Source organism: Pseudomonas fluorescens, assembly GCF_902497785.1.
GTDB classification, from domain to species: domain Bacteria; phylum Pseudomonadota; class Gammaproteobacteria; order Pseudomonadales; family Pseudomonadaceae; genus Aquipseudomonas; species Aquipseudomonas fluorescens_BO.
On the sequence record NZ_CABVHK010000010.1, the window covers coordinates 25,355 to 41,891 of the forward strand.

Consider the following 16,537-nt stretch of genomic DNA (forward strand, 5'->3'; position numbering starts at 1 on the left):
GCCTTCGATACGTACATACGCCCTTGAGTGGCTGTCAGCGCTCGGGTAATGTCATTAGACCCACAGGACAGAGCACGCCCATGACTTCCAAGCTGGAACAACTCAAACAAATGACTACCGTGGTTGCCGATACCGGCGACTTCGAAGCAATCGCTCGCGTCAAACCGGTGGACGCTACCACCAACCCTTCCCTGCTGCTTAAAGCAGCGGCCATCACCGGTTATGCAGATTTACTGAATGCATGCGTCAGCGACTGCAAGGGTGATGTGGGCCTGGCCAGCGATCGATTTGGCGTCGCGGTAGGGCAAGAAATTCTGAAGGTGATTCCCGGCCGTATCTCCACCGAAGTGGATGCGCGCCTGTCGTTCGACACTGACGCCGTATTGAAGCGCGCGCACCGTCTGATCGAGCTGTACGATAAGGCCGGCATTGGCCGCGACCGCGTGCTGATCAAAATCGCTTCGACCTGGGAAGGTATCCGCGCTGCCGAAATCCTGGAAAAAGAAGGTATCCAGACCAACCTGACGCTGCTGTTCTCGTTTGCTCAGGCAGCGGCGTGTGCCGATGCGGGTGTGTTCCTGATTTCGCCTTTCGTGGGTCGGATCTACGATTGGTACAAGAAGGCCAACGGCAACGACTACACCGGTGCGGATGACCCGGGCGTGCAGTCGGTGACGCGCATTTACAATTACTACAAGGCCAATGACTACAAGACCGTGGTCATGGGTGCGAGTTTCCGCAATCTGAATCAAATCGAGCAATTGGCCGGTTGCGACCGTCTGACCATCAGTCCGGATTTGATTGATAAGCTGGCGGCGGACACTGGCAAACTCGAGCGCAAACTGGCGCCGGGGAATGCCGGTGAGGCGCGTCTGAGCTTGAATGAAGCGCAGTTCCGCTGGTTGTCCAACGAGGATGCAATGGCAACCGAGAAACTGGCAGAGGGCATTCGCCAGTTTGCCCGGGATCAGGAGAAGCTGGAGGCGCTGTTGCAGGCCAAGCTCTGATCTAGCTCAGCTTGATACGAAAAGGGCGAACCTTGGTGGGTTCGCCCTTTTTTTCGCTTTGAATTTGGGTGTTGTTATGCAGCCTTCGCGAGCAGGCTCGCTCCCATAGGTGATCTGGGTGAGGCATTCAACTCGGAACTACGGTGGGAGCGAGTCTGCTCGCGAAGGCGCCCGGACAGGCGCCGTCAGTTTCAGAGGATCAATGGCGCTCCAGCGCATTCACCAAATCATGAAACGCTTCACGATTGGAATCGTTGAGGCCCATCAGGATTTTGTGCGCTTCAAGCACCTTGATCCGCACCACTTCTTCGGACTGATCCTGGTCTGGCAGGTCAGTCAGGCATTCAGGGCACGGGATCGGGCGATCCACGATATTGAACACCTGTTCGAAGCCCATGGACTGCAACAGACGGGTAATGTCTTCGTGGGTGGTGACGACGGTTGGCAGCAGGCCGACCTTCTGCCGCGACAGGATCGACAGTTTGGCCAGCAGGCCAAGGGTGGTGCTGTCGATGCTGCGGGTTTCGGTCAGGTCAATCACGATCGCGTTGAAGTTCAACGCCGTGAAGATCCGCTCAATAGTCGCATCCAACGCCGAACACAGGGTCAGGCGAACTTCACCGACGAACTTCAGGACGAAGGTGCCGTCCTGCTCGGCGAACTGGATTCTACCGGTACTCATTAAAGATTCCTGCTCAACACCAACAGGGCGATATCATCCGGCATCTCCCCTAGCGTGGCCAATCCAAAAACCTGCCGCAACCCATCCAGGGTGCCGCCCGCTGCCTTGACCCGCTGGGGCAAAGCCGCTTCTTTTTCTTTGAGTGTAGGCTCTGGCAAAAGGTCCAGAATGCCATCGGACATCAGCGTCAGGCTGAATGTCGGCGGCAGCTCCATCACGTGGTCTTCGTAGGTGGCTTCATTGAAGAGGCCCACCGGCAGCCCACGCCCTTCCAGATAACGAACACTGTCTGGCGTGTACAACACAGGCAACGGCAAATGACCACCGATGCTATAGGTCAACAAACCTGTCTCCTCGTCGATGACTCCACCGACCATTGTGACGTGTTTACCCAGCTTACAACTGATCAGGCCCCGGTTGATATGACCAAGGACCTCTGATGGCTTGAATTCCGGCAGAGTGCCGTTGCGCTTGGATTCGAACAACAAGCGCGTGGTCATGAATTTCAGCAGCACGGTGACGAAGGCTGAAGAAGCGCCATGACCGGAAACGTCCGCCAGGTAAAACGCTACCCGACGCTCGTCGACCCGAAAGTAGTCGACGAAATCACCCGACAGGTACAGCGACGGGATGATCTGGTGAGCAAACTGGAACTCGTCGATGGTCCACGGACTGACCGGCAACATGTTCATCTGCACCTGGCGACCGGCATTCTGGTCTTCCTGGAGCAGGTTCAGGCTGGCTTCGAGCTCGCGGTTAGCCCTTTCCAGCTTCTCGCGGTAGCGCTGGTTCTCCAGCAGCAGACGCGCGCGATCCAGGGCCCGGCGCACAGAGTGCTCGAGCACGGCCAGATCTTCGAGAGGCTTGATCAGGTAATCCGCCGCGCCCAGGCGCAAGGCCTCGACCGCGTCGTTCATCACACCGGCGCCGGACACCACGATGACCGGGGTTTGTGGCGATAGCTCGGTGACCTGACGGATAAGTTCGAGTCCGCCCATCTGCGGCATGCGCAGATCGCAGATGACCAAGTCGGGCTTGTCTTGCTCGAATACCTGAAGACCCTGCTGGCCATTGCTGGCCTGCAAGACGCTGAAACCACTGTCGTCCAAATAGGCGGCGAGGCTCGCGCGCACTACTTCGTCATCATCGATTATCAGCAGCGTGGCACTGGTTTTTGGCATGTGGGCAAACGGCGCCAGAATTAGGTTGGCGTAGCAGGCTGGGCAATTGCCCCCGCGCTCACTACTGGATTCGCTTTCTAGCCTCTCTGTCGCACCGCTTTCGAGCATTAGCCCTACTGGCAGGCACATCAGAGGTGCCCTTCTAAGGCGCAGACGGTACTCCCATCCGCGGGGCGTTTCAAGCTCACGCCGATGGTCGCCTGACGTCTTTACTTGCTAAATCACCGGGAGTTATAAGAACAGGCAAAACCGTAACCCAATGGAAGGATGAAGCCCATGAGTCAAACCGATCGGGACTACAGCGAAAAGCGCGATTTCATCCGCATGCGGGTCGATGCCGATGTCGCGCTGATTCATCAGGGAGACGAGGTTGCAGCCGTCTGCATCGACCTTTCCAGCAGCGGCATGCAGGTCGAGGCACCGCGTTTGTTCAACGTCGGCGACCGTATAAGCGTGAGAATAGATTCCGAGCATGCCGCACTCAAGGGCCTTGAAGCCGATACCGAAGTGGTGTGGGTCAAACAGCAGGACGGCGCCAGTCAGAAACTCGGCCTTACAATCTTGAAAATCAAATAACCGCAATCCAACACCAAAGAAGGCGGCCAATGGGCCGCCTTCTTCGTTTTAACGGTGAAGATCAAAAATCGTCTTCGACCTGGCCGTCCTTGACTTTGAATTCGCGGTTTTGCAAGTACGCGTTGCGGATAAAGATGTACTTGTCGCCATTGATCAGCTTTTCGGCCGACAGCAGGCTGGCGCGAGTGTCGACAATGTTCAGGCCGAAAATCGAATTACGCACTGGCACGTCGTGGATGTAGCGGTAAGGGCCGGTGTAGCCATCGACATACTTGGCGGGTGCATCACGCAGCGTGCTTGGCCCCAGAAGTGGCAGCATTACGTACGGACCACTTCCTACACCCCAATAACCCAGCGTTTGACCGAAGTCTTCATCGCTACGATTCAGACCCATTTTCGTGCCCACGTCGAAGAAGCCCAGCACGCCAAACGTGGTGTTGAAGATCAGGCGTGCGGTGTCGACACCAGCCGCGGCCGGTTTGGCCTGCAAGACGTTGTTGGCAAGGTTGGTGACATCACCGACGTTGCGGAACATGTTGTGGATGCCGTCTTCAAGAAACTGCGGCGTCACGAACTGGTAGCCCTGCGCCAGAGGTTTCAGCGCATAGGTGTCGATCACATCGTTGAACTTGTAAATCGGGCGGTTGATGCTTTCCCAAGGGTCATCTTCCGTGGCTGCCTGGGCAACGAACGGAACCAGTAAGGCACTGGCGCACACACACAGCTGAGCTAGATGATTGCTCCAGCGCATAAAAAACTCCTTGGTTGGTACTGGCGCGGGCAGCTTGGCCCGGGCATCAAGCTCGCTAGTATAAGACGGAATCGCCGCTTTAGGCAGCATCGTGCGTGATGGCCTACGGATGATTCGCCATGACCGCGAGCGATTCAAGCCGCTGTCACTCAACTGTCACCGGTGACCCATAGCCTTGTCGCTATTTCAGGGATGTTCATATGCCGCACGCCGAAGCGTTGCCCCTCGCAGCACCGAACCTGACCGCCGTCCTGTTCGGCCTCAGCGGTTGCCTGGTGGATTTCGGCGCCCGCACGCGTCAGCATGGCGCGCCCTCTGCCGAGCACGCCGAGTTCACGCCGGGGGCCCTCGACAGTTTGCACAGCTTGCAGCGCCAACAGATCCCCTGTGCCTGGCTCGACGAACTCTCACCTGCCCTCAGCCATAACCTGGCCGCTGTCCTGCCGGAATGGATCAAACCCTCGCAACACTCCGCAACAAACAATCCCTGGCCGGCACCGAATGCTTGCTGGCAAGCCTTGATGGCCTTGAATGTTGGGCAGTTGGATGGCTGCGTACTGGTCAGCGGCGAACCGCGATTGCTGCAGTCAGGCTTGAACGCCGGCCTGTGGACGATTGGGCTGGCTTCCTGCGGCTCGCTCTGCGGCCTGGCCCCCAGCGCATGGCAAGCCTTGAGCCAAAAGGAACGCGAGCACTTGCGCGGCAAAGCCACCGTGCAACTGTTCGGCCTCGGCGTGCACTCGGTCATCGATCACCTCGGCGACCTCGATACTTGCCTGGCCGACATCAGCCTGCGTCGCCTCAAGGGCGAAAAGCCCTGACAGAGATCATGCAGGTTGCGCACGAGTGGATTAATCTAAAGGTCAGCCATAGACCTTTGGCGTGCCGCTGCGGTCTATGCCAGTGCCTATCGATAAAAGGAAGAACGCCATGCCTGCCCGCGAACTGCAACAACAGCTCAACACTCTGCGCGAGCAATTGGAACAGAATCCACCGTTGACCGAAGTGGAACGTGAAGATCTGCGCGTGCTGATGCAGCAGATCGAACTGGAGCTTGAGCTGGAAACCAAAACCCAGGACTCCAGCCTCTCCGACAATGTGAACCTGGCCGTCGAGCGCTTCGAGATTGAGCACCCGACCCTGGCCGGCACCTTGCGCAACATCGTGCAGGCGCTGGGCAATATGGGGATTTAAATCCTGCGGATGCAAAAAAGCCCTGCTAGCGATAGCGGGGCTTTTTCATAACGCAATCCCTGTGGGAGCGAGCCTGCTCGCGAAGGCGAATTGTCAGTCACCATTGATGTTGAATGTGATGACCCTTCGCGAGCAGGCTCGCTCCCACAATGGGTTTACTGGCGGACCAGGCGGTGGTTCGGCAGTTGCAATTCCTCAGTGCTGCGATACGGGTTGATATCCAATCCGCCACGACGCACATAGCGCGCATACACCGTCAGTTTCTCCGGCTTCAGCAACCGTTGCAGATCCAGGAAGATCCGCTCTACACACTGTTCATGGAAGTCCGAGTGCTGCCGGAAGCTGACGATGTATTCCAGCAGACTCGCGTGATCCAGCGCCGCACCACGGTACTCCACCGCCACGCTGCCCCAGTCTGGCTGACTGGTCACCGGGCAGTTGGATTTGAGCAGATGGCTGTGCACGCTCTCTTCGACAATGCGCGAATCATCGCAACGCAGCAGCTCCGGACGCGGATGCTCGTAATTGCTGACGCTGATGTCCAGCTCGTCGATGCACACCCCCGGCAGCGCCACAACGCCTTCAGCCTCGACATCTTTCAGGCTGCGGATGCGCACACCCACGGGTTTCCCGGCGGCGGCGGACAGGTCTTTCACCAGGGTCGCTTCAAGGCTCGCGGCGTCGGCAAATGGCGTCTGATTCAGCGAGTTCAGGTACAGCTTGAACGACTTGGATTCGATGATGTTCGGCGAATCCGCCGGGATGCTGAATTCGCCGATCGCCACCACCGGCTTGCCCGACGGCAACAGCCACGACAGTTCGAAGCAATTCCAGAAATCCACCCCCTTGTACGGCAGGGTGTCAGCCGTCAGGCCCAGCTCGGCCCATTTCGCCGTGCGCGGGATCGGGAACAGCAAGGATGGTGTGTAGGTGGCGATATATTCGCTGGATTTGCCCAGCGGCGAGTGTTCGGCTGCGGGATGCATGGCGGAAACCTGACTGAAGAATCAGCCGATTCTACCAGCCTTTGTTCCCGCCTTAGAGTGCTTACTGACTGACAGTCAACTTGCCGACCATGCCGGCCTGATAGTGACCGGGAATATTGCAGGCAAATTCCAGGTTGGTGGCCTTGGTGAAGGTCCAGGTCAGCTCGGCGGTTTTGCCCGGCTCAATCAGTACGCTATTGGGGTCGTCGTGCTTCATCACGTGATCCATGCCGGTCATTGAGCCGTGGTCCATTTCCTTCATCCCAGTAGGGGTGAGCATGCCGCTTTGCTGCATCTTCATCATTTCCTGCTGATGCCTGGCATGCATCGCCGCGTCACCGAGGTTGAATTCGTGCAGCAACTGGCCCTTATTCACCAGCACAAAACGAACCGTCTCACCGGCCTTGATATCGATGGCCTTCGGGGTAAACGTCATGTCGCCCATCACCACTTCCACGCTGCGAGTAGCCTTGGCAGCCGGGGCCGGTTGCCCGAAGTCGTAAGTGTGCGCCGGCGAAGCCCACACCGGAGCGCTCAGCGCCAGCAAGCACGCAGCCAGCATCAGGGGTTTGCGCAAAAACATAGTCGTACTCCAACAAGGTAAGGTTCAGCGTGTAAAAAACTTTAAACTGCTGCCACTGCCCGCAACCTGACGGCCAGATTACAACTTTGTCAGGTTGGCCTGTGCCGACGCCGCCCACGGTATAAAGCGTGGGTTCCACTTGACCAGAGTCGCCCATGAAACTGCTGATCGTTGAAGACCAACCGAAAACCGGCCATTACCTGCGCCAGGGGCTGGCCGAGGCCGGGTTCAACACCGAGCTGGTGGCCGACGGCAGCACCGGTCAGCAACTGGCGCTGAGTGGGGATTACGCGTTGCTGATCCTCGATGTGATGCTGCCCGGTCGCGATGGCTGGCAAATTCTGCAAGCCGTGCGTGGCGCCGGCCTCGACACACCGGTACTTTTTCTGACGGCGCGAGACGCAGTGGAAGACCGGGTTCATGGCCTGGAACTCGGCGCCGACGATTACCTGGTCAAACCGTTTGCCTTCTCCGAGTTGCTGGCCCGTGTCCGCAGCCTGTTGCGCCGGGGCAGCGTCGCACCGCAGGAAACCAGCCTGCAACTGGCGGACTTGCGCCTCGATCTGATCCGCCGACGGGTCGAGCGCAATGGTCAGCGCATCGACCTGACCGCCAAGGAGTTCGCCCTGCTGGAAATGCTCCTGCGCCGCCAGGGCGAAGTGCTACCCAAATCGCTGATCGCTTCCCAGGTCTGGGACATGAATTTCGACAGCGACACTAATGTCATCGAAGTCGCCATCCGTCGTTTACGCCTGAAAATCGACGATGAATTTCCTGACAAGTTGATCCATACCGTGCGCGGCATGGGTTACGTTCTCGAAGAGCGCCCGGCCTGATGCGTCGACTGTCCTTGAGCAGCCGTCTGGCGCTGCTGTTTGCCGCCTGCACGGCGGTGGTGTCGTTGTTCGCCGGGGTGTTGTTCAGTCGAGCCAGCGAGGCGCATTTTGTTGAACTGGATCAGCAATTGCTGGACGGCAAGCTGATTGGTTTGCGCCGGGCGCTTAGCGATATTCAATCAAGTGACAGTGAAATCAGATTGGCGGATGAACTGAGTCGACAGGCTGATCTATCGGTGCGAATTACCGGGAGCGACGGCAAGCGTTGGTACGACAGTTCTGCACGCTTGCCCGACGGTCTCCCGAAAACACCGGGCTTATCGACCATCAACGACAACGGCACCGACTACCGCGTCCTGACTGCGCCGCTGTTTGTCGATGCGCCGGATTCACCACAATTGACCCTGCTGCTAGACATCACCCATCACCAACATTTCCTGCAGCGCATGCAGCATTTGATCTGGCTGACCGTCGGTTTATCAGCCCTGGCCACAGCGTTGCTCGGCGCTTGGGCGGCGCGCAGCGGCTTGCGCCCATTGCGACGCATGAGTGCAGTCGCCCGCGGTGTATCGGCGCAATCGCTCAATGCTCGTCTGCCCGAAGAGCATATGCCGTCAGAACTTGCGGAAATGGCCCACCACTTCAACGCCATGCTCGGACGCCTCGACGACTCTTTTCAGCGGCTCTCGGCGTTTTCCGCCGACATTGCCCATGAACTGCGCACGCCACTGTCGAACCTGTTGACCCACACTCAGGTCACCCTCACCCGCCCACGCCCCATCGAGGATTACCGCGAAGCGCTGCACAGCAACCTCGAAGAACTGCAATGGATGGCGCAACTGGTCAACGACATGTTGTACCTGGCCAAGGCTGATCATGGCTTGTTGGTACCCAAGCGAGAACCGCTGGAACTGGCGCAGGAAGCGGATGTGTTGCTGGAGTTTTTTGCGCCACTGGCCGAGGACGCGCAGGTGACATTGAGCCGTGACGGTCATGCGCGCATGGAGGGTGACCGGAGCATGTTGCGCCGGGCGCTTTCCAATCTGCTGGATAACGCGTTGCGGTTCACTCCCGCGCAGGGCGAAGTTCGGGTACGAATTATCGATCTGGCAAAAGGTGTGAGTGTGATGGTCGAGAACAGCGGCCAGGGTATCGACAAAGCATTGCTGCCGAGATTGTTTGACCGGTTTTATCGGGCGGATCCGGCGCGGCAGGAAGGCAGCAGTGAGCATGCGGGGTTGGGATTGGCGATTACCCAGTCAATCATTCGCGCCCATGGCGGGCAGATTCGGTGTGAATCGGAGAATGGGTGGACGCGGTTTGTGATTGAGTTGCCCAAAGGGGATTGAGGTCAGCAGGACTGGCCTCATCGCGAGCAAGCTCGGCTCCCACAGTGACCGAGTTGAATCACATTGTTGTGAACGACTCGAAACCCTGTGGGAGCTGGCTTGCCAGCGATAGCGGTGTACCGGATTACGAATATCTAAGTGCGTGAGCCGGCTCGATCTTCGCCGCCCGCCACGCCGGGTAAACCGTGGCGAGGAAGCTCAATACAAACCCCGCCGAGCAGATCAGCAACACATCCGCACCCTGCAATTGCGAAGGCAGGTTGCTGACGAAATACACATCGGAACTGAAGATGTGCTGCCCACTCACCCGCTCGACCCAACCCACCAGCTCACTGACGTTCAGCGCGGCAATCACACCCAACACGCCACCGATCAAGGTGCCAACCACCCCGATCACAGTGCCCTGAACCATGAAGATCGCCATGATCTGGCGTGGCGTGGCGCCGATGGTGCGCAGGATGGCGATGTCCGCGCCCTTGTCGTTCACCACCATGATCAGGGTCGCGATGATGTTGAACGCCGCCACCGCAACGATCATCAGCAATAGCAGGCCAATCATGGTTTTTTCCATCTTCATTGCACTAAACAGACTGCCCTGGGTGTGAGTCCAGTCGTCAGCCTTGTAAGCCGCGCCCAAACCGCCAGCAATGGCGTTTGAAACCATCGGCGCCGCGTACAAATCCTTCACCGCCAGCCGCACACTCTGCACCTGATTCGGTTGCCAATGCTGCATCTGCGCGGCATCCGCGACGTGGATCAGCGCCATCGAACCGTCGAGCTCAGCGCCCACCTTGAACACACCCACCACGTTCAGCCGCTGCATGCGCGGGGTAATCCCGCCCGGCGCGGTGCTGACTTCCGGCACGATCAAGGTGATTTTATCGCCGACATTCAATCGGAAACGCCGCGCCGTGATTTCACCAATCACCACGCCGAACTCGCCCGGTTTCAAGGCATCGAGGCGTCCCTGAACAATGTGCTGGGCGACAATCGACACCTTGCCTTCCAACGCCGGGTCGACGCCGCTGACCTGAATCGGCTGCATCGTGCCTTTATAGGAGAGCATGCCTTCCATCTCGGTGAACGGCACCGCGGCAGTCACTTGCGGATTTTTCATCGCAGCGGCGGCCACAGGCTGCCAATCATCAATCGGATTGACGCCGACGATGGTCGCGTGCGGCACCATGCCGAGGATGCGCGAGCTCATTTCGCGCTGGAACCCGTTCATCACCGACAACACCACGATCATCGCCAGCACGCCCAGGGCGAGGCCGATCATCGAGGTCATCGAGATGAAGGAAACAAAGCGATTGCGGCGTTTGGCGCGGGTATAGCGCATGCCGATAAAGATCGATAACGGTCTGAACATTCGCTGGGGCACCGTATAAAAATAAAAGACCCGACGTACCGTTCAGTACATCGGGTTTCGAGCAATCAGATAGGCGTCAGGCAACCTTCCTGCAAATGCAGGACGCGATCCATCTGGCGAGCCAGGTTCATGTCGTGAGTCACCACTAGAAAAGCGGTGCGCATCGAGGTGCTGAGTTCCAGCATCAAATCCTGAATGCCTTGGGCGGTGTGAGAATCGAGGTTACCGGTCGGCTCATCGAGCATTACCAGCCCTGGCTTGTTCACCAACGCGCGGGCGATGGCCACGCGCTGGCGTTCGCCGCCGGACAATTCCGAAGGTTTATGTTCCAGGCGATGCCCCAACCCTACCCGCTCCAGCAACGCCGTCGCACGCTGACGCGCTTCCGGGATCGCGGTCCTGCCGATCAACAGCGGCATGCAGACGTTTTCCAGCGCGGTAAATTCCGGCAGCAAGTGGTGGAATTGGTACACGAAGCCGAGGGAACGGTTACGCAACAGTCCGCGATTCTTCTCACTCAGTGCCGACAATTCTTCGCCGTCGAGCCAGACGCTGCCCTTGGTCGGCGTATCGAGGCCGCCCAGCAGGTTGAGCAAAGTACTTTTTCCCGAACCCGAGGTGCCGACAATCGCCACGCGCTCACCCGGATGCAACTCCAGTTGCAGACCGGCCAGAACCTCTACCGATTCCGGGCCTTCCTCGTAGGATTTGCCCAGGTTGCGGCAGCTCAAGATTGCTTTATCACTCATGCCCGACTCACTCATAACGTAGCGCCTCCGCAGGCTGGGTGCGCGCGGCACGCCAGGCTGGATACAGGGTGGCGAGGAAACTCAGGACCAACGCGGCGGCGCAGACCATCAACACATCCTGGCTCTGCACTTGCGACGGCAGGTAATCGATGAAATACACGTCGGCATTGAGGAATTTATGCCCGATCAAGCCTTCCAGGGCCGAAATCGCGGCGCTGACGTTCAGCGCGGCAAAGATCCCGACCACTGCGCCGATCAACGTACCGACCACACCAATGACCGTGCCCTGCACCATGAAGATAGCCATGATCGTTCCCGGCGTGGCGCCAAGGGTGCGCAAAATCGCGATGTCGCCCTTTTTGTCGTTCACCACCATCACCAGGGTGGAAATGATATTGAACGCGGCGACCGCGACGATCAGCAGCAACAGCAAACCGATCATGGCTTTTTCCATGCGGATCGCCTGGTACAGATTGCCGTGGGTGCGGGTCCAGTCACGGGCGTAGAAATGGTCTTCGCCGAGCTGCTGGGCGATGTTCCACGCAACGCGCGGCGCCTGGAACAGGTCGTCGAATTTCAGGCGGATGCCCTGCACCTGATCGGGTTTCCAGCGGTGCAGCTTCGCCAGGTCCTGCAGGTTGGTCACGCCCAGGTAGCCGTCGATCTCACCGGCGCCGACATGGAAAATGCCGACCACGGTAAAGCGCTTCATGCGCGGGAACATCCCGGCCGGGGTCACGGTGACTTCCGGCGCGACAAACGTCAGCTTGTCGCCGATGGCCGCGCCGAGCTTGGCCGCCGCCTTGTCGCCAATGACGATGCCGAAACTGCCGGGCGCGAGGTCGTCGAGTCTGCCCTGCAGCATGAACTGGTCAATGATCGACACCTGCCGTTCCAGCGCCGGGTCGATGGCATTCAGCAGCACTTTGGAGACTTTGCCATTGTTGGTCAGCAAACCCTGCATCTGGGTAAACGGCGCCACTGCCGTGACCTGAGGGTTTTGCTTGACCTTGGCGGCCAGGCCTTGCCAGTCGCTGATCGGTTCACCGGATTCGATGGTTGCGTGGGGCACCATGCCCAGCACGCGGGTGCGCATCTCGTGATCAAAGCCGTTCATGACCGACAGCACCACGATCATCACGATCACGCCGAGGGCGAGACCGATCATTGAAGTCAGGGAAATGAACGACACAAAATGATTGCGACGCTTTGCACGGGTATAACGCGTGCCAATAAATACGAAGAGAGGTCTGAACATGTCGGGGCTTGTTCGGAGGGAAAAGGAACGTCCTTGTGGCGGGGGTCGGTAACCAGCTTTACACTCAGACCACCGCCGCTACCATGGGTTCGCCATGTCGACATTAGATGAAGAAGATCGCCGCGAATACTACCGTATCGAGGACACGATCGCACTGGAAATTCGGCCCCTGTCTGCTCCCGAAGCCGCAGGCCAGGAAGTGTTGCAGGATGCTTCCCCGCTCTTCAACCTGCTCAGCGAATTGCACCTGAGCGAATTCGAATCACAGCACTTGCTGCGACAGATCAGCGAGCGCGACCGCAACCTCGCCGCGTTCCTGAAATCCCAGAACAAACGCATCGACCTGCTCAGCCAGGTGATCGCCATCACCGTGCTCGGGCAGATCGGCGAGCCGCAACCGGTGATCATCTCCGAAGGTGGCATTGAGTTTCAGCATCCGGCTCCTGTCGCCGCAGGCACGCACCTGTCGGTGAAACTGGTGTTGATGCCGCAGGCCCTCGGCCTGTTGCTACGGGCGCGCGTCACGCATTGCGACCGCAAGGGCGACGGTTACGACGTCGGCACCGAGTTTGTACGCCCGACCGATGCCCAGCGCCAATTGCTGGCGCGCTACATTTTGCAGAAGCAGGCCCAGGAACGACGTCTGGCCCGCGAAAACGAATCAGGCATTTAATTTAAGGAAGAACCGTGACCCTCATCTACGGCCATCGCGGCGCCAAGGGCGAAGCACCGGAAAACACCCTGACCAGCTTTCAGGAATGCCTCAAGCACGGCGTGCGCCGTTGCGAACTGGACCTGCATCTGTCGAAGGACAACGAGTTGATGGTCATTCATGACCCGACGCTCAAGCGCACCACTGACCGGCGCGGCAAGGTGGTCGAGCACTCGGCGGCCGATCTGGTGACCTATGACGCACGCAAAGGTGGCCCGGGCTGGATCAAGCCGTGCCCGATTCCGACGCTGGAAGAGTTGTTCGAAAAATGTGAGTTCGAGCACTGGCAGCTTGAAGTCAAAAGCGCTTCGCGCACTCGCGCAGCGACCACGGTACTGGCGATTCGTGAAATGGCTCAGCGATTCGGCATGCTCGACAAGGTCACCATCACCTCGAGTTCGCGCGAAGTGTTGAAAGCCGCACTGGACCTGGTGCCGGACGTGTCCCGCGGACTGGTGGCCGAGTACGCCTGGCTCGACCCGCTAAAGGTCGCGCAAAGCTACGGCTGTGAAATGCTCGCGTTGAACTGGACCCTGTGTACCCCGGAACGCCTGCAAAAAGCTCAGCGTCAGGGGCTGCATGTGTCGGTGTGGACCGTCAACGAGCCCGCGCTAATGCGCAGACTCGCCGACTTCGGCGTTGACAGCCTGATTACAGACTTTCCCGGTTTGGCCACTGCCACGCTCGAGAATTGCTGAAATCGGTCTCCCCGGCCGGCTCAGGCCACCGGCCGGAGCCGCTCAAAAAAGCCGGTTGAGGCCGTCGTACGCGGCGACCCGATAGGCTTCGGCCATGGTCGGGTAGTTGAACGTGGTGTTGACGAAGTACTTCAGCGTGTTCAGTTCGCCCGGCTGGCTCATGATCGCCTGACCGATGTGGACGATCTCCGACGCCTGATAACCGAAACAGTGAACGCCTAGCACTTCCAGCGTCTCGCGGTGGAACAGGATCTTCAGCATGCCCTGAGGCTCGCCGGCGATCTGTGCACGCGCCATGCCCTTGAAGAACGCCTTGCCCACTTCGTAGGGCACCTTGGCCTGAGTCAACTCTTGCTCGTTCTTGCCGATCGAACTGATTTCCGGAATGGTGTAGATGCCGGTCGGCACGTCGTTGACGAAGCGCCAGCTGCCATTGTCGACAATGCTGCCCGCCGCCGAACGGCCCTGGTCGTGCGCGGCACTGGCCAGACTCGGCCAACCAATCACGTCGCCGGCACCGTAGATGTTCTGGATGCCGGTGCGGTAATTTTCGTCGACTTCGATCTGGCCACGGCTGTTGACCTTGACGCCAATGTTTTCCAGACCCAGCTGATCGGTGTTGCCGGTCCGGCCGTTGCACCAGAGCAAAGCGTCGGCCTTGATCTTCTTGCCGGACTTGAGGTGCAGGATCACGCCGTTGTCCACGCCTTCGACGCGGTCGTAGTCTTCGTTGTGACGCACCGTGATGTTGTTGTTGCTGAAGTGGTAGCTCAGGGCCTGGGAAATTTCCGAGTCGAGGAAGCTCAGCAACTGACCGCGGTTGTCCACCAGTTCAACCAGCACGCCCAGACCACTGAAGATCGACGCGTATTCGCAGCCGATCACGCCGGCGCCGTAAACGATCAGTTTGCGCGGGGTGTGGCCGAGGCTGAGGATGGTGTCGCTATCGTAGATGCGCGGGTGATGGAAATCGATGTCGGCCGGGCGATAAGGACGCGAGCCGGTGGCGATGATGATGTGCTTGGCCACCAGTTTTTCGACCACGCCGTTGGCGCAGACCACCTCGATGGTTTGCTCGTCGGCGAAGCTGCCGGTGCCGAAGAACACGTCGACGCGGTTACGGGCGTAGTAGCCGGTGCGCGAAGCCACTTGTTTGGAAATGACTTTCTCGGCGCTTTTCAGCACGTCCGGGAACGAGAACCAGCGTGGCTCACCAATGGCCCGGAACATCGGGTTGGTGTTGAACTGCATGATTTGCCGGACCGAGTGACGCAGTGCCTTGGACGGGATGGTACCCAGGTGGGTGCAGTTGCCGCCGACCTGGCGACGACTGTCGACCATCGCCACCTTGCGCCCTGCTTTGGCGGCGTTCATTGCCGCGCCTTCTCCCGCCGGGCCGGAACCCAGCACCACCACGTCGTAGTTGTAGACAGCCATGCGTACTCCTCAGAACAGGCCGCGGCACCCTCGGCACCTGCGGCTAAATCACGCCGATCTGCGGCGTGAAGGAACAATTTGGGGCCAGTGCAGAACCCGGACACAGTCTATAGAAGCGTCAACGCCGGGCACATTAACCCTTGGTCGCGTCGTAGGCTAGTTTTGCCTGCGCTACATCGCCAGCCTTCCATGCGCAAATCGCCGCAATCATTCGGTTTTGCCGCCACTGAGGCGTTCAAAAGCCTGATTGGTGCGTATGACGAAACCTGTATCGGCACGAATCACAAAGAATGCACCGATGCCGTGTGTTTCGGCATAGTCCCAACCCCGTTCAGGCCCGAGAATCAGCAACAGCGTCGATAGGCCATCGGCCATCAACGCCGAAGGATGAATCACCGTGACGGACGCCAGTGTGTGTAAGACCGGTGCACCGGTGCGGGCATCGAAGGTGTGGGAATAACGCCGACCGCCCTGTTGAAAATAGTTGCGGTAGTCGCCGGACGTGGACACGCCGTAGCCATCGACCGCGAGGATTCTTTGCGCCACCTGCTGATCGTCCCGAGGTTCTTCGAGGGCGACACGCCAAGGTGAACCGTCAAGCTTTCTGCCCGACGCCTTAAGTTCACCCGTGGCCTCGGCGAGGTAATTCTGAATGCCCATTGCCTCGAGTTTTGCGGCAATCCTGTCGACGGCATAACCCGCTGCGATGCTGTTGAAGTCAACTTCAACGGCGGCGTCCTTGCACAACCGATCGCCTTCGATGCGCAAATGCGCGTGCCCGACCCGCTGTCGCACTTCGGCCAACGCTTCAGGGTTCGGGACTTTTTCCTCGCGGGCCTGCGGGCCGAAGCCCCAGAGATTGAGCAACGGTTCTACCGTCAGGTCGAAGGAGCCTTCGCTTTGCACTGACAGCTGTTCGCCAACGCGGACCAATTCGAGAACCGGCTCGGGCATTTTCTGACAGCGATTGGCTGGAAGATCGTTGAAGCGTTCGATGTCGGAGTCGCTGCGGTAGGTCGACATTTGCTGATCGACTTCAGCGAGGATTTTCTCGACTTCGATGCGGACTTCGGTCGGGGCTGGAAGATCGGCGTGGCGCAGGTACTTGACCGACCAAGTGCTGCCCATGGTAGGGCCGCTGATGCTTTCCATGGAATCGCTGCTACCGC

The 16,537-nt window shown here is 58.9% G+C and carries 18 protein-coding genes; 8 read left to right on the forward strand and 10 right to left on the reverse strand.

Translation table 11 applies throughout. The features are described 5' to 3' along the window. Positions 1–80: 80 nt before the first annotated feature. Complete coding sequence (tal, locus tag F8N62_RS16110; protein WP_150711605.1) at positions 81–1,007, forward strand: transaldolase; 927 nt, start codon at positions 81–83, stop codon at positions 1,005–1,007. A gap of 199 nt (positions 1,008–1,206) precedes the next feature. Here the strand turns inward: tal and rssC are convergent, their stop codons facing one another. Both rssC and rssB read right to left on the reverse strand, forming a co-directional pair. Beyond that, positions 1,207–1,689 (reverse strand): anti-sigma factor antagonist RssC, encoded by a 483-nt coding sequence (gene rssC, locus F8N62_RS16115; RefSeq protein WP_007935262.1) that lies wholly within the window; start codon positions 1,687–1,689, stop codon positions 1,207–1,209. Continuing rightward, a complete protein-coding gene (gene rssB, locus F8N62_RS16120) occupies positions 1,689–2,870 on the reverse strand; it encodes a two-component system response regulator RssB (protein ID WP_150711606.1) in 1,182 nt (393 codons plus the stop codon). Before rssB ends, rssC begins: the two co-directional genes overlap by 1 nt. A 276-nt stretch (positions 2,871–3,146) precedes the next feature. Here rssB and F8N62_RS16125 point away from each other — a divergent pair, with 276 nt between their 5' ends. Beyond that, entirely contained in the window at positions 3,147–3,446 is a 300-nt protein-coding gene (locus F8N62_RS16125) for a PilZ domain-containing protein (protein WP_150711607.1), read from the forward strand. A 61-nt stretch (positions 3,447–3,507) separates the two neighbouring features. Here the strand turns inward: F8N62_RS16125 and F8N62_RS16130 are convergent, their stop codons facing one another. Further along, positions 3,508–4,197 (reverse strand): VacJ family lipoprotein, encoded by a 690-nt coding sequence (locus F8N62_RS16130; protein ID WP_150711608.1) that lies wholly within the window; start codon positions 4,195–4,197, stop codon positions 3,508–3,510. 200 nt (positions 4,198–4,397) lie between these two features. On the opposite strand from F8N62_RS16130, the gene F8N62_RS16135 reads away from it, so the two are divergent. Beyond that, entirely contained in the window at positions 4,398–5,018 is a 621-nt protein-coding gene (locus F8N62_RS16135; protein WP_150711609.1) for an HAD family phosphatase, read from the forward strand. Between the two features lie 109 nt (positions 5,019–5,127). Continuing rightward, complete coding sequence (locus F8N62_RS16140; RefSeq protein ID WP_150711610.1) at positions 5,128–5,391, forward strand: DUF4404 family protein; 264 nt, start codon at positions 5,128–5,130, stop codon at positions 5,389–5,391. Positions 5,392–5,546: 155 nt separating this feature from the next. On the opposite strand, the gene queF is transcribed toward F8N62_RS16140, so the two are convergent. Both queF and F8N62_RS16150 read right to left on the reverse strand, forming a co-directional pair. Beyond that, positions 5,547–6,377 (reverse strand): NADPH-dependent 7-cyano-7-deazaguanine reductase QueF, encoded by an 831-nt coding sequence (gene queF, locus F8N62_RS16145; RefSeq protein WP_150711611.1) that lies wholly within the window; start codon positions 6,375–6,377, stop codon positions 5,547–5,549. Positions 6,378–6,438: 61 nt separating this feature from the next. Next, entirely contained in the window at positions 6,439–6,960 is a 522-nt protein-coding gene (locus F8N62_RS16150) for a plastocyanin/azurin family copper-binding protein (RefSeq protein WP_150711612.1), read from the reverse strand. A 155-nt stretch (positions 6,961–7,115) separates the two neighbouring features. Here F8N62_RS16150 and F8N62_RS16155 point away from each other — a divergent pair, with 155 nt between their 5' ends. Together F8N62_RS16155 and F8N62_RS16160 are read left to right on the forward strand one after the other, a co-directional pair. Further along, positions 7,116–7,796, forward strand: a complete 681-nt coding sequence (locus tag F8N62_RS16155) for a heavy metal response regulator transcription factor (RefSeq protein ID WP_150711613.1) — start codon at positions 7,116–7,118, stop codon at positions 7,794–7,796. Beyond that, positions 7,796–9,145: a heavy metal sensor histidine kinase gene (locus tag F8N62_RS16160; RefSeq protein ID WP_150711614.1), complete on the forward strand. Its 1,350-nt coding sequence runs from the start codon at positions 7,796–7,798 to the stop codon at positions 9,143–9,145. The genes F8N62_RS16155 and F8N62_RS16160 overlap by 1 nt, the downstream gene beginning before the upstream one ends. A gap of 124 nt (positions 9,146–9,269) precedes the next feature. On the opposite strand, the gene F8N62_RS16165 is transcribed toward F8N62_RS16160, so the two are convergent. The 3 genes from F8N62_RS16165 to F8N62_RS16175 all read right to left on the reverse strand — a co-directional run bounded on the left by F8N62_RS16165 (position 9,270) and on the right by F8N62_RS16175 (position 12,521). Next, a complete protein-coding gene (locus tag F8N62_RS16165; RefSeq protein ID WP_150711615.1) occupies positions 9,270–10,514 on the reverse strand; it encodes a lipoprotein-releasing ABC transporter permease subunit in 1,245 nt (414 codons plus the stop codon). Between the two features lie 65 nt (positions 10,515–10,579). Then, on the reverse strand, positions 10,580–11,263 hold the full coding sequence (gene lolD / locus F8N62_RS16170; RefSeq protein WP_191632386.1) for a lipoprotein-releasing ABC transporter ATP-binding protein LolD: 684 nt from the start codon (positions 11,261–11,263) through the stop codon (positions 10,580–10,582). 7 nt (positions 11,264–11,270) lie between these two features. Next, positions 11,271–12,521 (reverse strand): lipoprotein-releasing ABC transporter permease subunit, encoded by a 1,251-nt coding sequence (locus tag F8N62_RS16175; protein WP_150711617.1) that lies wholly within the window; start codon positions 12,519–12,521, stop codon positions 11,271–11,273. A gap of 94 nt (positions 12,522–12,615) precedes the next feature. Here F8N62_RS16175 and F8N62_RS16180 point away from each other — a divergent pair, with 94 nt between their 5' ends. Together F8N62_RS16180 and F8N62_RS16185 are read left to right on the forward strand one after the other, a co-directional pair. After that, entirely contained in the window at positions 12,616–13,194 is a 579-nt protein-coding gene (locus F8N62_RS16180) for a PilZ domain-containing protein (RefSeq protein WP_150711618.1), read from the forward strand. Positions 13,195–13,208: 14 nt separating this feature from the next. Next, positions 13,209–13,931: a glycerophosphodiester phosphodiesterase gene (locus F8N62_RS16185; RefSeq protein WP_150711619.1), complete on the forward strand. Its 723-nt coding sequence runs from the start codon at positions 13,209–13,211 to the stop codon at positions 13,929–13,931. 42 nt (positions 13,932–13,973) lie between these two features. On the opposite strand, the gene sthA is transcribed toward F8N62_RS16185, so the two are convergent. After that, entirely contained in the window at positions 13,974–15,368 is a 1,395-nt protein-coding gene (gene sthA, locus F8N62_RS16190) for a Si-specific NAD(P)(+) transhydrogenase (protein WP_150711620.1), read from the reverse strand. 207 nt (positions 15,369–15,575) lie between these two features. Then, positions 15,576–16,520 (reverse strand): FAD:protein FMN transferase, encoded by a 945-nt coding sequence (locus F8N62_RS16195; protein WP_224791377.1) that lies wholly within the window; start codon positions 16,518–16,520, stop codon positions 15,576–15,578. Positions 16,521–16,537 lie beyond the last annotated feature (17 nt).

Excerpts from the sequence above, each read along its gene's own strand:
- tal (WP_150711605.1), top strand. The coding sequence starts at position 81 with ATGACTTCCAAGCTGGAACAACTCAAACAAATGACTACCGTGGTTGCC.
- rssC (WP_007935262.1), bottom strand. The coding sequence starts at position 1,689 with ATGAGTACCGGTAGAATCCAGTTCGCCGAGCAGGACGGCACCTTCGTC.
- rssB (WP_150711606.1), bottom strand. The coding sequence starts at position 2,870 with ATGCCAAAAACCAGTGCCACGCTGCTGATAATCGATGATGACGAAGTA.
- F8N62_RS16125 (WP_150711607.1), top strand. The coding sequence starts at position 3,147 with ATGAGTCAAACCGATCGGGACTACAGCGAAAAGCGCGATTTCATCCGC.
- F8N62_RS16130 (WP_150711608.1), bottom strand. The coding sequence starts at position 4,197 with ATGCGCTGGAGCAATCATCTAGCTCAGCTGTGTGTGTGCGCCAGTGCC.
- F8N62_RS16135 (WP_150711609.1), top strand. The coding sequence starts at position 4,398 with ATGCCGCACGCCGAAGCGTTGCCCCTCGCAGCACCGAACCTGACCGCC.
- F8N62_RS16140 (WP_150711610.1), top strand. The coding sequence starts at position 5,128 with ATGCCTGCCCGCGAACTGCAACAACAGCTCAACACTCTGCGCGAGCAA.
- queF (WP_150711611.1), bottom strand. The coding sequence starts at position 6,377 with ATGCATCCCGCAGCCGAACACTCGCCGCTGGGCAAATCCAGCGAATAT.
- F8N62_RS16150 (WP_150711612.1), bottom strand. The coding sequence starts at position 6,960 with ATGTTTTTGCGCAAACCCCTGATGCTGGCTGCGTGCTTGCTGGCGCTG.
- F8N62_RS16155 (WP_150711613.1), top strand. The coding sequence starts at position 7,116 with ATGAAACTGCTGATCGTTGAAGACCAACCGAAAACCGGCCATTACCTG.
- F8N62_RS16160 (WP_150711614.1), top strand. The coding sequence starts at position 7,796 with ATGCGTCGACTGTCCTTGAGCAGCCGTCTGGCGCTGCTGTTTGCCGCC.
- F8N62_RS16165 (WP_150711615.1), bottom strand. The coding sequence starts at position 10,514 with ATGTTCAGACCGTTATCGATCTTTATCGGCATGCGCTATACCCGCGCC.
- lolD (WP_191632386.1), bottom strand. The coding sequence starts at position 11,263 with ATGAGTGATAAAGCAATCTTGAGCTGCCGCAACCTGGGCAAATCCTAC.
- F8N62_RS16175 (WP_150711617.1), bottom strand. The coding sequence starts at position 12,521 with ATGTTCAGACCTCTCTTCGTATTTATTGGCACGCGTTATACCCGTGCA.
- F8N62_RS16180 (WP_150711618.1), top strand. The coding sequence starts at position 12,616 with ATGTCGACATTAGATGAAGAAGATCGCCGCGAATACTACCGTATCGAG.
- sthA (WP_150711620.1), bottom strand. The coding sequence starts at position 15,368 with ATGGCTGTCTACAACTACGACGTGGTGGTGCTGGGTTCCGGCCCGGCG.
- F8N62_RS16195 (WP_224791377.1), bottom strand. The coding sequence starts at position 16,520 with ATGGAAAGCATCAGCGGCCCTACCATGGGCAGCACTTGGTCGGTCAAG.